Source organism: Rhizobium sp. RCC_161_2 (assembly GCF_041355235.1).
Taxonomy (GTDB): Bacteria; Pseudomonadota; Alphaproteobacteria; order Rhizobiales; family Rhizobiaceae; genus Rhizobium.
In genome coordinates this window covers 111,619-127,139 of the sequence record NZ_JBFUPL010000003.1, presented here as the reverse complement: position 1 = coordinate 127,139, position 15,521 = coordinate 111,619, and the positions used below count along the sequence as shown (strand labels likewise).

16 protein-coding genes are annotated in these 15,521 nt (G+C 60.2%); 6 read left to right on the top strand and 10 right to left on the bottom strand.

The genetic code is table 11. The features are described from left to right. The first annotated feature begins 116 nt into the window (after nucleotides 1–116). Complete coding sequence (locus AB6803_RS08450; protein WP_371108457.1) at nucleotides 117–704, top strand: ATP-dependent Clp protease proteolytic subunit; 588 nt, start codon at nucleotides 117–119, stop codon at nucleotides 702–704. Nucleotides 705–924: 220 nt separating this feature from the next. Here the strand turns inward: AB6803_RS08450 and AB6803_RS08445 are convergent, their stop codons facing one another. Genes AB6803_RS08445 through AB6803_RS08435 form a run of 3 tightly spaced genes read right to left on the bottom strand, consistent with a single transcriptional unit; the run spans nucleotide 925 to nucleotide 3,069 of the window. Then, the gene (locus AB6803_RS08445) at nucleotides 925–1,071 is read right to left on the bottom strand and encodes a hypothetical protein (RefSeq protein ID WP_371108456.1); all 147 of its coding nucleotides are present in this window, start codon (nucleotides 1,069–1,071) and stop codon (nucleotides 925–927) included. A 5-nt stretch (nucleotides 1,072–1,076) separates the two neighbouring features. Further along, nucleotides 1,077–2,261: an MFS transporter gene (locus AB6803_RS08440; RefSeq protein ID WP_371108455.1), complete on the bottom strand. Its 1,185-nt coding sequence runs from the start codon at nucleotides 2,259–2,261 to the stop codon at nucleotides 1,077–1,079. A gap of 22 nt (nucleotides 2,262–2,283) precedes the next feature. Next, nucleotides 2,284–3,069 (bottom strand): DeoR/GlpR family DNA-binding transcription regulator, encoded by a 786-nt coding sequence (locus tag AB6803_RS08435; protein WP_371108454.1) that lies wholly within the window; start codon nucleotides 3,067–3,069, stop codon nucleotides 2,284–2,286. Nucleotides 3,070–3,327: 258 nt separating this feature from the next. On the opposite strand from AB6803_RS08435, the gene AB6803_RS08430 reads away from it, so the two are divergent. Beyond that, entirely contained in the window at nucleotides 3,328–4,512 is a 1,185-nt protein-coding gene (locus AB6803_RS08430) for a benzoate/H(+) symporter BenE family transporter (RefSeq protein WP_371108999.1), read from the top strand. A gap of 329 nt (nucleotides 4,513–4,841) precedes the next feature. Further along, nucleotides 4,842–6,554, top strand: coding sequence for a 2-isopropylmalate synthase (leuA, locus tag AB6803_RS08425; protein ID WP_371108453.1), 1,713 nt, complete (start codon nucleotides 4,842–4,844; stop codon nucleotides 6,552–6,554). A gap of 69 nt (nucleotides 6,555–6,623) precedes the next feature. On the opposite strand, the gene AB6803_RS08420 is transcribed toward leuA, so the two are convergent. Further along, nucleotides 6,624–8,471 (bottom strand): ABC transporter ATP-binding protein, encoded by a 1,848-nt coding sequence (locus tag AB6803_RS08420; protein ID WP_371108452.1) that lies wholly within the window; start codon nucleotides 8,469–8,471, stop codon nucleotides 6,624–6,626. A gap of 363 nt (nucleotides 8,472–8,834) precedes the next feature. On the opposite strand from AB6803_RS08420, the gene AB6803_RS08415 reads away from it, so the two are divergent. Further along, complete coding sequence (locus AB6803_RS08415) at nucleotides 8,835–9,239, top strand: hypothetical protein (RefSeq protein ID WP_371108451.1); 405 nt, start codon at nucleotides 8,835–8,837, stop codon at nucleotides 9,237–9,239. Between the two features lie 50 nt (nucleotides 9,240–9,289). On the opposite strand, the gene AB6803_RS08410 is transcribed toward AB6803_RS08415, so the two are convergent. The 5 genes from AB6803_RS08410 to AB6803_RS08390 all read right to left on the bottom strand — a co-directional run bounded on the left by AB6803_RS08410 (nucleotide 9,290) and on the right by AB6803_RS08390 (nucleotide 12,751). Further along, complete coding sequence (locus AB6803_RS08410; protein ID WP_371108450.1) at nucleotides 9,290–9,493, bottom strand: hypothetical protein; 204 nt, start codon at nucleotides 9,491–9,493, stop codon at nucleotides 9,290–9,292. 111 nt (nucleotides 9,494–9,604) lie between these two features. Next, nucleotides 9,605–10,423 carry an anti-sigma factor gene (locus AB6803_RS08405; protein ID WP_371108449.1) on the bottom strand — a complete coding sequence of 273 codons (819 nt, stop codon included), beginning with the start codon at nucleotides 10,421–10,423 and terminating at the stop codon, nucleotides 9,605–9,607. Between the two features lie 20 nt (nucleotides 10,424–10,443). Continuing rightward, nucleotides 10,444–10,959 carry an RNA polymerase sigma factor gene (locus AB6803_RS08400; protein WP_371108448.1) on the bottom strand — a complete coding sequence of 172 codons (516 nt, stop codon included), beginning with the start codon at nucleotides 10,957–10,959 and terminating at the stop codon, nucleotides 10,444–10,446. A 212-nt stretch (nucleotides 10,960–11,171) separates the two neighbouring features. Beyond that, nucleotides 11,172–11,738 carry a tetratricopeptide repeat protein gene (locus AB6803_RS08395; RefSeq protein WP_371108447.1) on the bottom strand — a complete coding sequence of 189 codons (567 nt, stop codon included), beginning with the start codon at nucleotides 11,736–11,738 and terminating at the stop codon, nucleotides 11,172–11,174. Nucleotides 11,739–11,833: 95 nt separating this feature from the next. Beyond that, nucleotides 11,834–12,751 (bottom strand): metallophosphoesterase, encoded by a 918-nt coding sequence (locus tag AB6803_RS08390; RefSeq protein ID WP_371108446.1) that lies wholly within the window; start codon nucleotides 12,749–12,751, stop codon nucleotides 11,834–11,836. 68 nt (nucleotides 12,752–12,819) lie between these two features. Between AB6803_RS08390 and AB6803_RS08385 the strand changes: the two genes are divergently transcribed. After that, nucleotides 12,820–13,311 (top strand): NUDIX domain-containing protein, encoded by a 492-nt coding sequence (locus AB6803_RS08385; RefSeq protein WP_371108445.1) that lies wholly within the window; start codon nucleotides 12,820–12,822, stop codon nucleotides 13,309–13,311. 308 nt (nucleotides 13,312–13,619) lie between these two features. Here the strand turns inward: AB6803_RS08385 and AB6803_RS08380 are convergent, their stop codons facing one another. Then, entirely contained in the window at nucleotides 13,620–14,609 is a 990-nt protein-coding gene (locus AB6803_RS08380) for a glutathione S-transferase family protein (RefSeq protein WP_371108444.1), read from the bottom strand. A gap of 308 nt (nucleotides 14,610–14,917) precedes the next feature. Between AB6803_RS08380 and AB6803_RS08375 the strand changes: the two genes are divergently transcribed. Then, nucleotides 14,918–15,487 (top strand): GNAT family N-acetyltransferase, encoded by a 570-nt coding sequence (locus AB6803_RS08375; RefSeq protein WP_371108443.1) that lies wholly within the window; start codon nucleotides 14,918–14,920, stop codon nucleotides 15,485–15,487. Nucleotides 15,488–15,521 lie beyond the last annotated feature (34 nt).

Sequence of the window (15,521 nt, the reverse complement as noted above, 5' to 3'; positions counted from 1 at the left end):
GCAACCATAACGCCATGCTTTCACCGACTATTCGCGCCTTGTCTTTTTCCAGCATTGTTTTACGCATTGAGTCGCACTATGTGCGGTGAACGACGCATCATGCTGGAGACTTGCGAATGAACGACGAAGACGAACAGGAAGACAAGAAGAACGAAGCGCCGTTGGGCAAGGACGCGGAGGCGAATCTTTTCAAGTCGCGCTCGATCTTCATTTACGGCGGCATCACGCAGGAATTGGCTCAGAAGGTCTGCTCGCAGCTCGTCGCGCTTTCTTCCGCCAGCGATGACGATATCCGCATCTACGTGAACTCGCCCGGCGGCCACGTCGAATCCGGCGATTCCATTCACGATATGATCAAATTCATCAAGCCGAAGGTCTGGATCATCGGCACCGGCTGGGTCGCTTCCGCTGGCGCGCTGATTTACGTTTCGGTTCCCAAGGAGCGTCGTATTTGCCTGCCGAACACGCGCTTCCTGCTGCATCAACCGTCCGGCGGTACGCGCGGCATGGCCTCCGATATCGAGATCCAGGCACGCGAGATCATCAAGATGAACGAGCGTCTGAACCGGATCTTCTCGGAAGCCACCGGCCAGCCGATCGAAAAGATCGCCAAGGACACGGATCGCGATTACTGGCTGTCCGCCGAAGAAGCCAAGGCTTATGGCCTGGTTTCGCGGATCGTGACCTCGCAGGCAGATATTTGATCTAGCGGGTTTTGGTTAGACGAAGCGCCCTCGTTTGCTGGAAAGCAGGCGGGGGCGTTTTTGTTTTGGGAGAGGATGGAATTAAGCCGTTTCGGCCAGAGGAACGTGCTGGCGACGGAAGGATCCGTCGCCAGCTTTCGCCGTTTTGGAGGGTGCAACGTTTCCGAGGGCGGCGAATTCGAAAAATTCGGATGACCAATGTCGCAGCTTGCAAGGCTTTCTACGTGGTGATCTCGATCGGGGTTCCGTCCGGCATGGCAATAACCGCCTCATAGAAACCGTCGCCGGTGAGTCGGAGGCCGGATTTCAGGCAGCCATCCGCCTTGCAACGCTCGGCCAGTGCGTCGCCAGAACGCCGCAGCAGCATCGATATCACGTGTCCACAGAGCGGTATGAGCGATGCGCATTTTCCTCCTCCTGACCCTGGGTGCGGGTGACGATGCCGGCGCAGAGAGGTGCAGCGCAAAGCAGGATGGCGAGCATCCAGAAGGAGCCGGGCAAGCCGATATGGTTTGCCACAAAGCCCACACTGGCAGGCCCGATCAGCACGCCCGCATATCCGCACATGGTGATTGCGGCGACGGCCAGCCCTGCCGGCATGACGGTCTGCGTCCCTCCCTTGCGGAAGAGCACCGGTACGATGTTGGAGGCGCCAAGCCCGATCAGCAGAAAGCCGCTCATGGCAAGGATCGCGATCGGGCTCAGCAGGAGAACGACGAAACCGGCCACCGCGACGAGCCCGCCCCATAGCATGATCGCCCTGTCTCCGAGTTTGGCCGTGATGGCATCGCCGGCCAGGCGTCCTATCGTCATGGCAATTGCAAACAGCATATAGCCGAGGCCGCCATGGCTCGCCTCGACCCGGCCCTGCGTGGTAAGGAGCAGGGCGCTCCAGTCAAGAATGGCGCCTTCGACGAGGAAGGTGATCGCGGCGAGGACGGCAAGCAGGAGAACGAAGCTGCGGGGAATGGCAAAGAGCGGCGCATCTTCCGACGGAACCGTCCTGAGCAACCGGGGCCATGCGATGACCAGGGCGACGACCATCAGGGCGGAAGACAGCAGCGTTGCGACCAGAGGGCCTGCGTGAACAGACAGCAATAGCGTGACCAGCAGCGAGCCGATAAAGCCACCAATGCTGAAAAGCGCGTGAAAGCCGGACATCAGAGGCCGATTTGCGCCTTTTTCCACCTCGACCGCGTGGATATTCATCGCAACGTCAAGCGATCCGAGCGATGCGCCAAACACGGCGAGGGTGAGACCCAGCGTGAACGGTGTGCTGGCGATCGTGAGGATCGGTAAGGTGAACGCGAGCCCCATGCCGCCGGCAATGATGATCGGTTTACTGCCGTAGCGCGCGCTCAACATGCCGGTGGCAAGCATCGCGGCGACCGAGCCGAGGCCCAGGCAAAGCAGCAATATGCCGAGCACACCGTCATCGACTCCGAGCCGGGCCTTGGCGAAGGGGACGAGAGGAGCCCAGCAGGCGAGACCAAATCCCGCGATTAAAAAGGCCAGTCGTGTTGCCAGCCGAGTTTCCGGCCGATCAGCGGATTGCATGATGATTCCCAGTCTTTCGAGATCAGGATGATGTGGTGATGTCGTTCGGCTTGACGAGAACGAAACCGGCGCGGACAGCAGCTTCTTCATCGTCATCTGGCAGATCGTCTTCGACAATCAGCCAATCGATATCGGCCGCACCGCCGATGCGATGCGATGCGCGCTCGTGAAACTTTTCCGACGTTGCTATGGCGATCCGCGCCGCACTGCGTTTGATGAGCGTCCGTTTGAAAATGGCATCCGCATGTTCATGCACACTGATGCCGTTTGTCGCCGAAATCGCGCAGGCACCGACGAAGCAGCGATCGATATTCATGTTCTCGATGGCTGCCACCGCTGTCGCGTCGACGCTGCCTCCGACGATGGCGTTGACCGCGCCTCCGATCATGATGAGCTCGAAGTCGCCTCGGTTCATGAGGACAGACGCTATGTCGATGGAATTCGTGGCGACAGTCAGTTTGCTGTTTTTCGGCAGCAAGTCCGCCATCGCAAGGTTCGTGCTGCCGCTGTCGAGAAACACGAACTCGCCCGGCTCGATCATGTTCGCGGCTGCTTGCGCCAACGCTCTTTTTCGATCGGATGCTTGCCCGATCCGCGCGGAGATGGGCTGCGAGGGCGTGAGGAGAGGGAGCGCGCCACCATAAACGCGCCGGCATTTGCCCTCGGCGGCAAGCGCCCGCAAATCCCGGCGCACGGCGTCCTCGGAGACGTTGAACTCGGCGGCGAGCGAAGCCGCAATGATCTGCCGGCCCTCCGCGAGCCGCGCTTCTATGACATCCCTGCGGGATATGGGGAGTGAAATGTTCATAACCATGCATTAACGTGTATAATAAAGAGAGTCAATCTGCGTGTTTATGCATGTTTTGGTGAAGGATATCGACTTGCATAGTCAGGCGCTGAGAGCCGCATTGCGCTCCATCTCCATGCCTGCCATGGGGATGGAGTGTCGTGACGGCTGCAGGATGCTATCGTTGTCGGGTCGTTCTTCTCAAAACAATGCTTGCACGCCCCAGGCTTGTAATGCTCCATGCGTTTCCCCCGCATCCACGAGTCTCCTGCCGCCGCCATGTTCAAAGATTTCTCCCTTCAAAGCCTGTTCATGGGCTGTCTCATCGCCTTTGTCGGCTTTGCCAGTTCCTTTGCCGTCATCGTGCATGGGCTGCAGGCGGTCGGGGCGACGGATGCGCAGGCGGCGTCCGGGCTGATGGCGCTGTCGGTTTCGATGGGTATTTGCGCCATTGTGGTCAGTGGCGTTACGAAGATGCCGATCAGCATTGCCTGGTCGACGCCGGGGGCGGCGTTGCTGGCCAGTACGGGGGCGATCGAGGGTGGTTTTCCGGTGGCTGTGGGCGCGTTTTTGGTCTGCGCGGTGCTGATCGTGATTGCCGGCCTGTTCCGGCCGCTTGGGCGTGCTGTGGCGGCTATTCCGGCGCCGCTGGCGAATGCCATGCTGGCCGGTGTGCTGATCGGGCTCTGCTTTGCGCCGGTCAACGCGATCGCCTTCAATCCGTTGCTCGGCCTGCCCATCGTCCTTGCCTGGATCGTGGTCGGCGCGGTCAAGCGGCTCTGGGCGGTGCCGGCGGCCGTGGTCGCCTTTGCGCTGGTGCTGACGTTCGGAGTGAATATACCGGATGGAGCGCTGATGTCGCTGGAGCATTCGCTGCTGCCAAGCGTCGAACTGGTTAAGCCGGTCTTCACGCTCGCCGGGCTTGTCTCCATTGCGCTGCCGCTGTTCATCGTCACCATGGCGTCGCAGAATATTCCGGGGATCGCGGTGCTGAAGGTGCATCACTATGATCCGAAGCCCGGTCCGCTCTTTGCCATCACCGGCCTGTTTTCGCTGCTGAGTGCGCCCTTCGGCGGTAATGCCGTCAATCTTGCCGCCGTCACCGCTGCCATGTGCGCCGGGCAGGACGCGCATGCCGATCCCAAGCGGCGTTATTGGGCGGCGATCATTGCGGGCGTCGTCTATATCGTCCTCGGATTGCTTGCGAGCGCCGTCATCGCCTTCGTGACCTTGGCGCCGCCCGTCCTGATCGAGGCGGTCGCCGGTCTGGCTCTGATCGGCGCTCTATCCAACTCTGCCATGAACGCTTTTCAAAGGGTAGAATCGCGCGAGGCGGCGGCGGTCACCTTCCTCGTTACGGCATCCGGCGTGTCCTTCGCAGGGATTTCCGGGGCCTTCTGGGGCCTGATTGCCGGCTTGTTGATGATAGCGCTCTCGCATTTGGTGCAGATGCTGAAAAGATAAGCAGGGGGTTGCTTCCTCTGCACCGCGCGGTTATAAGCGCGGTCATGAAGACGACTGGCGCAAAGATTTCCGAGCAGATTGTACGTGGGCGCATTGCCCTGCGTGACAATACGCGCGCCCTCACTTCGCTTCTTCTTCTCGGCCTTACGCGCGGTTGCCGGGTCCTTTGAGGAGCGCTCGGCGGCCGTAAAGCCCGCCAGGCCATCGCTCCTCGAGACATATCCCCAAAATCGACAGCATACCCCTAGCGGGTCCGCATTTGTCATCGCCAAGCCGCCTGTGATCGGTTAATACGCGGGGCAAATGACGGGAAAGGAAGAGACGAGACCATGGACGCGAACAGCCATTCCCCCAAAGGCATGCCCGAAGCAGCGGTAAAATACCGTGCCTATCCGCAGATCAACATTCCCGACCGAACCTGGCCCTCCAAGGTCATCACCAAGGCGCCGATCTGGTGTTCCGTGGATTTGCGCGACGGCAACCAGGCGCTGGTCGACCCGATGGGTCACGACCGCAAGGCCCGCATGTTCCAGCTGTTGCTGGACATGGGCTTCAAGGAAATCGAAATCGGTTTCCCCTCGGCCTCGCAGACCGATTTTGATTTCGCCCGCTGGTGCATCGAGCAGGGCAATGTGCCTGACGATGTGTCGTTGCAGGTGCTGGTGCAGTGCCGGCCCGAGCTGATCACCCGCACTTTCGAGGCTCTGGAAGGCGCCAACAAGCCGATCGTGCATTTCTACAATTCCACCAGCGAATTGCAGCGCCGCGTGGTGTTCGCCAAGGATGTGCAAGGTATCAAGCAGATCGCCGTCGATGCGGCCAAGATGATCACCGACATGGCGGCCAAGGCCGGCGGTGGCTACCGGTTCGAATATTCGCCGGAAAGCTTTACCGGCACCGAGCTGGATGTGGCGCTGGAAATCTGCAACGCCGTCATCGAGGTGGTGAAGCCGACGCCGGACAACAAGCTGATCATCAACCTGCCGTCCACCGTCGAAATGGCGACGCCGAACATCTATGCCGACCAGATCGAATGGATGTGCCGCAATCTCGACAATCGCGAAAACCTGCTGATTTCGCTGCATCCGCATAATGACCGCGGCACCGGCATCGCTGCCGCCGAGCTGGCTCTGCTGGCCGGCGCCGACCGCGTCGAAGGCACGCTGTTCGGCAATGGCGAGCGCACCGGCAATGTCGATGTCGTCACCATGGCGCTGAACATGTTCACGCAAGGCGTCGATCCCGAGCTGGATTGCTCCAACATCGAGCGCATGAAGGACGTCTTCGAATATTCCAACCAAATGGCGATCGGCGAGCGTCATCCTTACGTCGGTGAACTGGTCTATACCGCCTTTTCCGGCTCGCACCAGGATGCGATCAACAAGGGCATGAAGGCGGCGAAGGTCGCCAACCATCCGGTCTGGGAAGTGCCTTATCTGCCGATCGATCCGCAGGACGTCGGCCGTTCCTACGAGGCGATCATCCGCATCAACTCGCAGTCGGGCAAGGGCGGCATCGCCTACATCATGCAGCAGGATTACGGCCTCAACCTGCCGCGCAACCTGCAGGTGGAATATCGCGAGGAGATCCAGCGCATCACCGATGAAGAAGGCAAGGAACTGCCGGCGAAGCGGATCTATGAGCACTTCATCGAGCGCTATGTGGACCAGCCGGGTGCCCGCATCCGTTTCGTCGATCACCACACTTTTGCCGACCCGGAACATAAGGGCCTGCGCATCGTTGCAGCCGAGATCACCGACAATGGCGAAGTGAAGCGCATCGAAGGCCGTGGCAACGGTCCGATTGACGGCTTCATCAATGCTCTCTCGATCTATCTCGGCATTCAGATGACGGTCGAGGACTATTCCGAGCATTCGCTGCACCACGGCTCGAACGCTGCGGCGATCTCCTATGTCGAGACCTCCTATCCGGGTGGCAACCTCTTCGGTGCCGGCATCAACACCAATATCGTCGCCGCTTCCCTCGAGGCGATCGTCTCGGCGGCGAACCGCGTGCTCGATATCAAGGCGAAGAAGGGCTGAATTTGAGCCTCTAAAGTCTGATGAAGACAAAATCCCCTCGAGATGATCGAGGGGATTTTTTGTTTCCGCCTATTCAGCCAAAGCAGGATCGTCGTCGCCGATGAAGCCGCCGGACTGGCGTGCCCAGAGAGCGGCGTAAATGCCGTTTCGGGCAAGCAGTTCGCCATGCGTGCCATTTTCGACGATCCGCCCTTCATCGAGAACGACGATGCGGTCCATGCGGGCGATGGTCGACAGGCGATGAGCGATGGCGATCACCGTCTTGCCCTCCATGACACGATAGAGCGTATCCTGGATCACGGCCTCAACCTCCGAATCCAGAGCGGACGTCGCCTCGTCGAGCACGAGGATCGGTGCGTCCTTCAGGATGGCGCGGGCAAGCGCGATGCGCTGCCTCTGGCCGCCCGAAAGCTGGACGCCGCGCTCGCCGACATGGGCATCGTAGCCGGTGCGGCCTTCGTGGTCTCGCAGGGTGGTGACGAATCCGCTCGCGGCCGCCTTGTCGAGTGCCGCTGCAATCGCGCTCTCCGAAAAGCGCGGGTCTCCATGGGCGATGTTGTCTCGAATGGAGCGGTGGAGCAGGGCGGCATCCTGGCTCACCATGGCGATCTGCCGGCGCAGGCTCTCCTGGGTGACATCACGGATATCCTGTCCGTCGATTTCGATGGAGCCAGCTTCCGGATCGAAGAACCGCAGCAGCAGATTGACGAGTGTTGATTTACCCGTCCCGGAACGGCCGACGAGGCCGACCTTTTCGCCTGACGCTATTCGCAGCGAAATGCCGTTCAGGCCGCCATTGCCCTTGCCGTAGTGGTGCGTCACGTCTCGGAAAGCGATCGCACCGCTGTTGACGACAAGTTCGCCCGCATCGGGCTCATCCGCAATGGTGAGCGGTTGCGCCACGGTCAGTAGCGATTGCCGCATCGCGCCGAGATGGGCGAATAGCGACGATACGGCGTCGAGCATCCATTCGGCCATGCCGGTGATGCGGAAGCTCAAGGCGAGGGAAGCGGCGATGAGGCCAAGCGGTGCGCTGCCGCTCTGCCACAGGATGACGGCATAGCCGACCAGCCCGACGATCAGAAAGCTGCCGAGGAACAGCATGCTGGAATTGACCATGACCTCGAGCTTCTGGACCCGCACGAAGGTCTCGCGGGCGGCAGCGAAACGCTCCCGTCCTTCACGGTCTTCCTCGGCCGCGTTGGCGAAGAGCTTGATGATGTCGATATTGGCATAGGTATCGACGAGCATGCCGGTCAGGGAAGCATAGGCGCCCTGGAATTTCTCGGATGCCTTGCGCAGCTTGGGGATGACGAATGCCATCAAGCCCAGATAGCAGACGACCCAGATGAGCAGCGGCCAGATGAGACGCAGATCGATCGAGGCCATCAGCCAAAGCGAGCCGGCGACATAGATGATGACGAAGGATAGCGTATGCAGCACGGCATAGGCCGCTCCGGTGGCGGAGTTGCCGATATCGCGCACCTGGGCGGCGATGCGACCCGAAAAGTCCTGACGGAACCAGCCGACGGATTGCCTGAGTACATGGCGATGGGCTCGCCAGCGGACCAGTGTCTCGGCATTCGGCCGGAATGCGATGTCGTCGAGGCTTTCCCGGAGATAACCGGCAATCGGCCGCCCGATGAGGACGAGCGCGGCAGCGGCGAGCAGGCCGGTGCCGTGGGACGCCCAGAGCTGATCCGGCCGGGCGCCGGCGAGAATATCCACAAGCCGGCTGGTATAGCCGATCAGCCAGACCTCGATCGCCGCGCCGATGACGGTGAGCGCAAGGCTCATGGTCATGACGAAGCGGAAGGGATGCAGATTGCTTTTGAGATACCGCCAGGCATCCGGCGGCGGGGTCAGGTCGTCATAGTACTGGAATGGATCGACGAGCTTTTCGAAGCGACGAAACATGAGTGCCCTCCAGGGGCGAGAGATGGCAATTTGATGGATGGGCTGAAGAAGCAGCCTTTCACGGCACTGCTTTTCAGCGGTGGTTTCCTATGCCGTGGGTTCTCATCAAAGTACTCTCCTCTGAAAGTCGCTTGGTGGTTGTATAGCGCATGATGGCGGCGATGTCAGTAGGGTTTTCTGGCTCGTGCCATCGACGCGGGCGCTCTCATCCCGTGCTGACGTCAGTACTGTTCGTTAACTCGGAAGTGTATGTAAAGATCAAAATTTTTAAAGAAAACACCCTGATGGTGATCTTAAAATCAGTATTTTCGGAAATACGTTCATGTGATATTTTTGGGATCCAACAAACTCACGGGGGGAATCATGCCGCGCATTGCCAATTTATACTTCAGGACGGCGATTATATTCCTGATCGTCGGAATCGGGATGGGTCTCAAAATGGCGATCACCGAGGATCACAGCGTCATTGGCGCCCATGCGCATGCGAACCTTCTCGGCTGGGTGACCATGGCGATATTCGGCGGTTATCATGCGCTGAACCCGCGAAAGGCGGAAAGGCGGCTGGCGATGATCCAATATTACATCTACACGGCGGGCGTCGCGGTGATGGTGCCGTCGCTCTATTTCATGCTGCTCGGGAATATGGCATTGGAGCCGGTCGTGGCGGCCGCGGCGATTGTCACATTCGTCGGTGTGCTGCTGTTCGCCTTCATCATCTTTTCAGGCGATGAAATCGCGACGACGGTTTCGCCCGCGCCGTCCCGCTGATCTAGCAAAAGAGACGGGAAGGATCATCCGCTCCTCCCGTCTCTCCGTGCTCAGGATTGCGTTTTGGAAAGCTCGTCGCGACGCTTGGTCAGGCGTTCGAGCTCTTCTTCCTGGTCAGCTATACGCTCCGATGCCCGCTCTTCGTCCGCAGCGCCGGAATAGGCGGCGGCTTGCTCGATCAACTCGCGCAGGTTTTCCCTGATGGCGGCGATGCGTTCGTCAATCTCCGGGATAGTCAGCAGGATGTCGGACATGATCGATCTCCAGGGGCGCCCGTCGGGCGATGCCTCCGGGCAGGATTGATGGAAGAACAGTATCCTCCCGCCGGGCCGAAGCCGCAAGCAGGACCTCGATCAGCGGTGAGCTTAAATTTCCGTCGCGACCCGATTGGCGATCTCGTCGAGCATCGCGTCGGAGGAGGGGCCGACGACGGCATAGGCGGTGCCGTTGCGATGCCAGGATACGATGCTCACATCGTCCTTGATCGTCTCGTCGAGATTGCCGTTGTCGGGGACGCTGTCCTCTTTCGTGAAACAGATGGCAATGACGTCGCCGTCGAGGTTCTTGTAGATCAATTGGCCGGCCGGCTTGCCATCGGCGATGAACATGCGCGCGCCCTGGAAGACGAGCCCGTCGGCGGCAAGATCCGGCAGATTGAATTTCACGCCGACGGTGCCCGTTAGCCATCTGGTGATCTCGTCGGCCTCGGTTGCCTGTACTTCGACCATATGGCGCGGCTGACGCGAATATATGCGGTGGTAGGCGGCGATGTCGTCCAGCCAGGTGCGGTTCTGCGCGGTCGCGGGCGGGGTAGGGGCGGGCGCGCCTGTCGGCAGGATGCCCAGGAGATAGCCGATGCCTCCGCCGACGACGAACAGGATGAGGGCGGCGGCGAGCGCTTGACGGCCGGTCGGGGCAAATTTCAGAGATGGCCGGGAAAACTTGGGAGCGGGCTCGCGCACCTTCGGGGCTTGAGCGCTCTTGATGGAGCGCACCAGCGCCAGCGGCACGGGTTCCTTCAGCACTTCCTCGAAAGCCTTGCGGCCGACATCGGAACCGTGTCGCAGTTCGTTGAAGATCCTGCGCGCTTCCGGATCGGAGGCAATGAGCCGCTCCAGCTCTTCCTTTTCCTCACGGCTCGTCTCGCCGTCCATAAAGGCGGACAGACGAGCTTCGAGCGGCATTTTCTTCATGTCCTGCAATGCTAAAACCTTCGCGGCGAGCGGCTGTGTCCCTGGGCGGCAAGATGAAGGCGGGCGCTGGAAAGCCGCGAGGTCACCGTCGACAGGGGGATGCCGAGAATATCGGCCGTCTGCTTGTAACTATGCCCTTCGATATCGACGAGCAGGAAGACGCTAGCCAATCCTTCAGGCAAAGATGTGACCATCTGGTGCGCTTCGCTTGCTTCGACCGGATTGGTATGTATGCCGGGCGCTGCCAGTTCGCCTTGCTCCAGCGCGCTGCCTTTGGTGGCAGGGCGCAGCCGGTGGCGCCGTGCTTCGTCGACCCATTGGTGGCGGGCCATGGTGTAGAGCCAGCTTTCCAGCCGGCCGTCATTGTTCCAGAGATGGAATTTGGCAATGCCGCGCTGACAGATGCTTTGCACGAGCTCATCCGCCTCACTGAGGTCGCCGGTCAATGTCACGGCAAAACGCCGGAGCTTCGGGAGAAGGCCGACCAGATCGCGTCTGATATCGATGGCTGCTACCGGCGTCGGCATTGTCTTTCCAAGGAGACGTTGACGTTTATCGCGCTGCGAACGCCTTGCGGCATGAGACAGCTTTTCTCCGCCAAAAAGCTGTGCGAGCTGAAGGATCGTTCTGTATTGGTATGAACCATTTTCCTGCCGTTTCGCAAGTCTTCAAAAAGCGGTTGAGTCCTTCCTCTTAACGGTTTCACAGGATCTTGAGGCAGGCGATGCCCGCACCCGCCTCAATAGCTGATCTGACCCTTCAGTGACTGCCGTAGCGAGCGATAGGCCCAGCTGTTTTCGCCGCCGCGGTCGCGGATTTCGACAAGCTGCACGCGGGCCGCCTGAACGTCTCCTTGCTCAAGCAAGGCCTGGCCCATGTAGGAGCGCGCGAGGATGTAGTTTTCGTCGCGCTGCAGGGCCTTGCGGTAATAGCTCATGCCGAGTTCCATGCGGCCGGCCTTGCGGTTGGAATAACCGAGATAGTTGAGAATGCGGGGGTCGTCCTGGTTCCTGGCGAGCTTCAGGACGGTGATGGCGTTGTCATATTGGCCGGCATAGGCGAACTCGCGCGCGGCCTGGAAAAGCTTGTCGTCGTTGAAGCCGCTTTTCTGCGGTTTCACGCACTTCTTCTTGTCCTTGTCCCAGACTTCGCCGTCCTTGCATTGGGTGGTCGTCTTGGTCTTCGGCGGCGGCGCGGTCTCGTCGCTCTCCGAGCCGGCGGCGAAGGTTTGCAGGCTGGTGCCGAGCAGAAACACAGCGGCAAGCGCCGTCATGGCGGAATTCTTCGTCGCGACGCGAAAGCCCATATCATCCTCCCGAAATCACCTGGGTGGATTGTAGCTCCGGATATTCGAAAACGCTACCGAAACGATAGCTTCGCTTTCATAAAATACCACCTTTATCACGCCAGGACGTCGACGCCCTGGGTCTCCACGCCATCGCCATGGGCATTGAGGCTGAAGCGTTCGGCCTTGAGCTCCCACGCGCCCGGATGGCCGGCGATGGTGAAGAGATTATAGGCGGCGGCCGGCTTCAACCCGCCGGGGCCTTGCGAAGCGGACGCGATCCCGACGACGGGCACCGGGCCGGTCGGGCCATTCAACCAATGCAGCGTGTTCAGATGGGTATGGCCGTGCAGGACCAGCTCGGCGCCGCCGGTGGAGATCACGGCGGCAAAGCGGCGGATGCCGATCATGCGCTTGTAGAAGCTGGTGGCGCCACGGATCGGCGGGTGATGGATCATCAGCACGCGAAAAAGGCCAGCCTCGCCGGCGGCGCGCAGCATGTTCACCGTCTCGCGCGCCTGCCGGGCGGAATAGAAGCCGCTGGCGGCAAAGGGAGGCGTAGCGACCGCCGTCGAGCAGCCGATCAGGGCGACGCGGTCGCGGATGCGAAGATAGGGGAAAATATGCCGGTCTTCCGGCCACTCCGGCGGGGCAAGATCTCCCTGAACATAGGGATACCAGGCACGCATGGCCTTCTCGTAGGCGCCGGGCACATAGGCATCGTGGTTGCCAGGAACGACAGAGGTGAAGGCGGGGTCGCCAACGGTCTTCAGCCATTCGGCGGCGGTGCGGATCTCGATGCCGCTGCCGAGATTGACGAGATCGCCGGTTACGGCGAGATGGTCGGCCTGCTTTGCCCTGATATCGTCCAGAAGAAGATCGAGGGTGCCGCCGAAAAGATGCTTGCGCCGGTTTCGGTGCCAGTTCACAAATCCGGTAATGCGTTTGGAGGCGAGTTCTCTGATCGAAAGCCGGGGCAAGGGACCCAGATGAACGTCGGAAATATGCGCGAGTTTGAACATGGGTTGAGACATAACTCAGTCCATTGTCAAAACAAATACATCCATTTGCCGCTGGCCGATCGCATCGGCGGGGTTGCGGCATGAGCGACGGCGCTGCTCCCGACGAATCCCGCAACTGGCGAGCACGGTTGCTTGGCTGGATGCTCCACAGCTATTTCGCGCTCACCCGCAGCATGACCATGGGCGTGCGGGCGGCGTGCTTCGATCACGAAGGGCGGATCTTCCTGGTGCGGCATTCCTACATCGCAGGCTGGCACATGCCCGGCGGCGGCGTCGAGCGTCATGAGACGGTGGAGCAGGCGCTGGCAAAGGAATTGCGGGAAGAGGGCAATCTGGTGATATCGGGCCGGCCGCAACTCTTCCACGTCTATCTCAACAACCGCACCAGCAAGCGCGACCACGTCGTCTTCTTCCGCGTGCAAGTGGAACAGACCGCGCCGCGCAAGCCGGATATGGAGATCGTCGAAAGCGGCTTCTTTCCGCTCGATGCCCTGCCGATGGGGACGACCAAGGCGACGTATCGGCGGCTGAAGGAGCTAGAAGGTGGCGAGGCGCCGTCGAATTATTGGTGACGGCTTTCGTGCGGGAGTTCGACGTGGGAAGCCAAATGGGCGGCAAATGCGGACCCTATCTCGCCCTTGGCGGGCGAGAAAGCAATTTCACTGGTTTAGAAATTGCGAAACCGGAGGCTCTACATTCTCAAAGCTCAGCGCAATTTCTAAGCCATTGAAATTGCAAGAGCAGGGGTCACGTTCTTGAGCGAAGCAGTTCAGGATTCAGTGCGTCCCTGCCTACCCCCTCTCTTGCAAAATCTAGCACTTAGCTGAAGCTAAATGCTGATTTTGCTTTCTCGCCTGCAAGGGGCGAGATTGACCCCGCATCAAGCCGCCTTCGCCAATCCATCGCGCCCATGCGGGCGGTCAAAATCCAGATCGGGACCGACGGGGACGATACCAGTCGGATTGATCGCTCGGTGGCTGCGGTAATAGTGGTCCTTGATATGCGTAAGGTTGGTCGTTTCGGCGACACCGGGGACCTGATAGAGATCTCGCAGATATCCAGATAGGTTGCGATAATCCTCGATGCGGCGGATGTTGCATTTGAAATGGCCGACATAGACGGCGTCGAAGCGGACGAGCGTGGTGAAGAGCCGCCAGTCGGCCTCGGTCAGCCGGTCGCCCAGGAGATAGCGGTTTGCCTCCAGACGCTTGTCGAGCATGTCGAGCGTTTCGAACAGGCGGCGGACATTTCCGTCATAGGCTTCCTGGGCGCTGGCGAAGCCGGATTTGTAGACGCCGTTGTTGACCGTGTCGTAGACGACCTCGTTCAGCGCATCGATCTCGGCTCTGAGGTCCGTCGGGCAGAAATCGTCCGTCGAACCGGTCAGGCCGTTGAAGGCACTGTTGAACATGCGGATGATCTCGGCTGATTCATTGTTGACGATCGTCCCGGTCTGCTTGTCCCAGAGTACGGGAACGGTGACGCGGCCGGAATAATGCGGATCTGCCTTGACGTAGACTTCCCAGAGCGCCTTGGCGCCGAAGAGGTGATCGATCGTGCCGCCATCCTTGCCCTCGAATTCCCAGCCGTTTTCCAGCATCAGCGGATCGACGATGGAAACGGAGATCAGGTTCTCGAGCTTCTTCAGCTTACGGAAGATCAGCGTGCGGTGCGCCCAGGGGCAGGCGAGCGAGACGTAGAGATGGTAGCGTCCGGCCTCGGCCTTGAAGCCGCCGGTACCGCTCGGACCCGGCGCACCATCGGCGGTGACCCAGTTGCGGAACTGCGAGGCGGCGCGCTTGAAATGGCCCTTGGTTTCCTTCGTGTCGTACCAGACGTCATGCCAGACGCCGTCAACCAACATGCCCATTGTTCAATCCTTTCGGAAGTTCTGTCGAAAAACTTGATCTGGAAAAATACTAAAGGTCTGCGGAATTGCGAGGTGATAAACGATGAACAGTGCGTCACGTCATCATCCCGACATGATCATGCAGCAACAAAAGGCCGCTCGCATTTTACATTGGACGAACCGAAAATTTCCTGCTATCCGGCTTGTCACACTTTGAGGACCCCTTGTCATGAAAGCAACCAGAAGCCTGCGACGACGCCGATGATCCCGAACGCTCGAAAAGCGTTTTCGAGAACCATCCCGTCTGTCTATCTGGTTTCTGTGGTCTAATGTACAAGCACGATCTGGTCTACCTCACTGAGGATGCGTCGCACGACGCCGTCATCGAACTCATCAACGAAGAAGCATTCGGTCCCGGCCGGTTCGCCCGCGCCGCTGCGCGGATTCGCGAGCAGGGGCCGCATGAGCGCTCGCTCTCCTTCATCTGCGCCGACGACGGCGAGACGATCGCCTCCGTCCGAATGACGCCGGTGCTCGCCGGCTCGGTCAAGGGGCATCTGCTCGGACCGCTTGCCGTCCGCCCGTCGCACAAGAACCGTGGCATCGGGCGGGAGCTGGTGCGGATCGCGATCGAAGCTGCCAAGCGTAAAGGATCTGAAGCGGTCATCCTGGTCGGTGATCCGCCCTATTACGGCCCGCTCGGCTTCGAGAAGGTCGCCTATAATGCGCTGGCATTTCCGGGGCCGGTCGATCCGGGCAGGGTGCTCGTCGTGCCGCTCGCCGCTGACACGCATGAGCGGCTGAAGGGCACGATTGCCTGGCATGATGACGCCGTATCGGCCGTCATTACCGAGGAGATTGAGGACGAAGATCTGCCGCCAGTGGCAATCGCGGTCTAGCCGCAACGATTTCCACAGATCCGGCCAACCACTG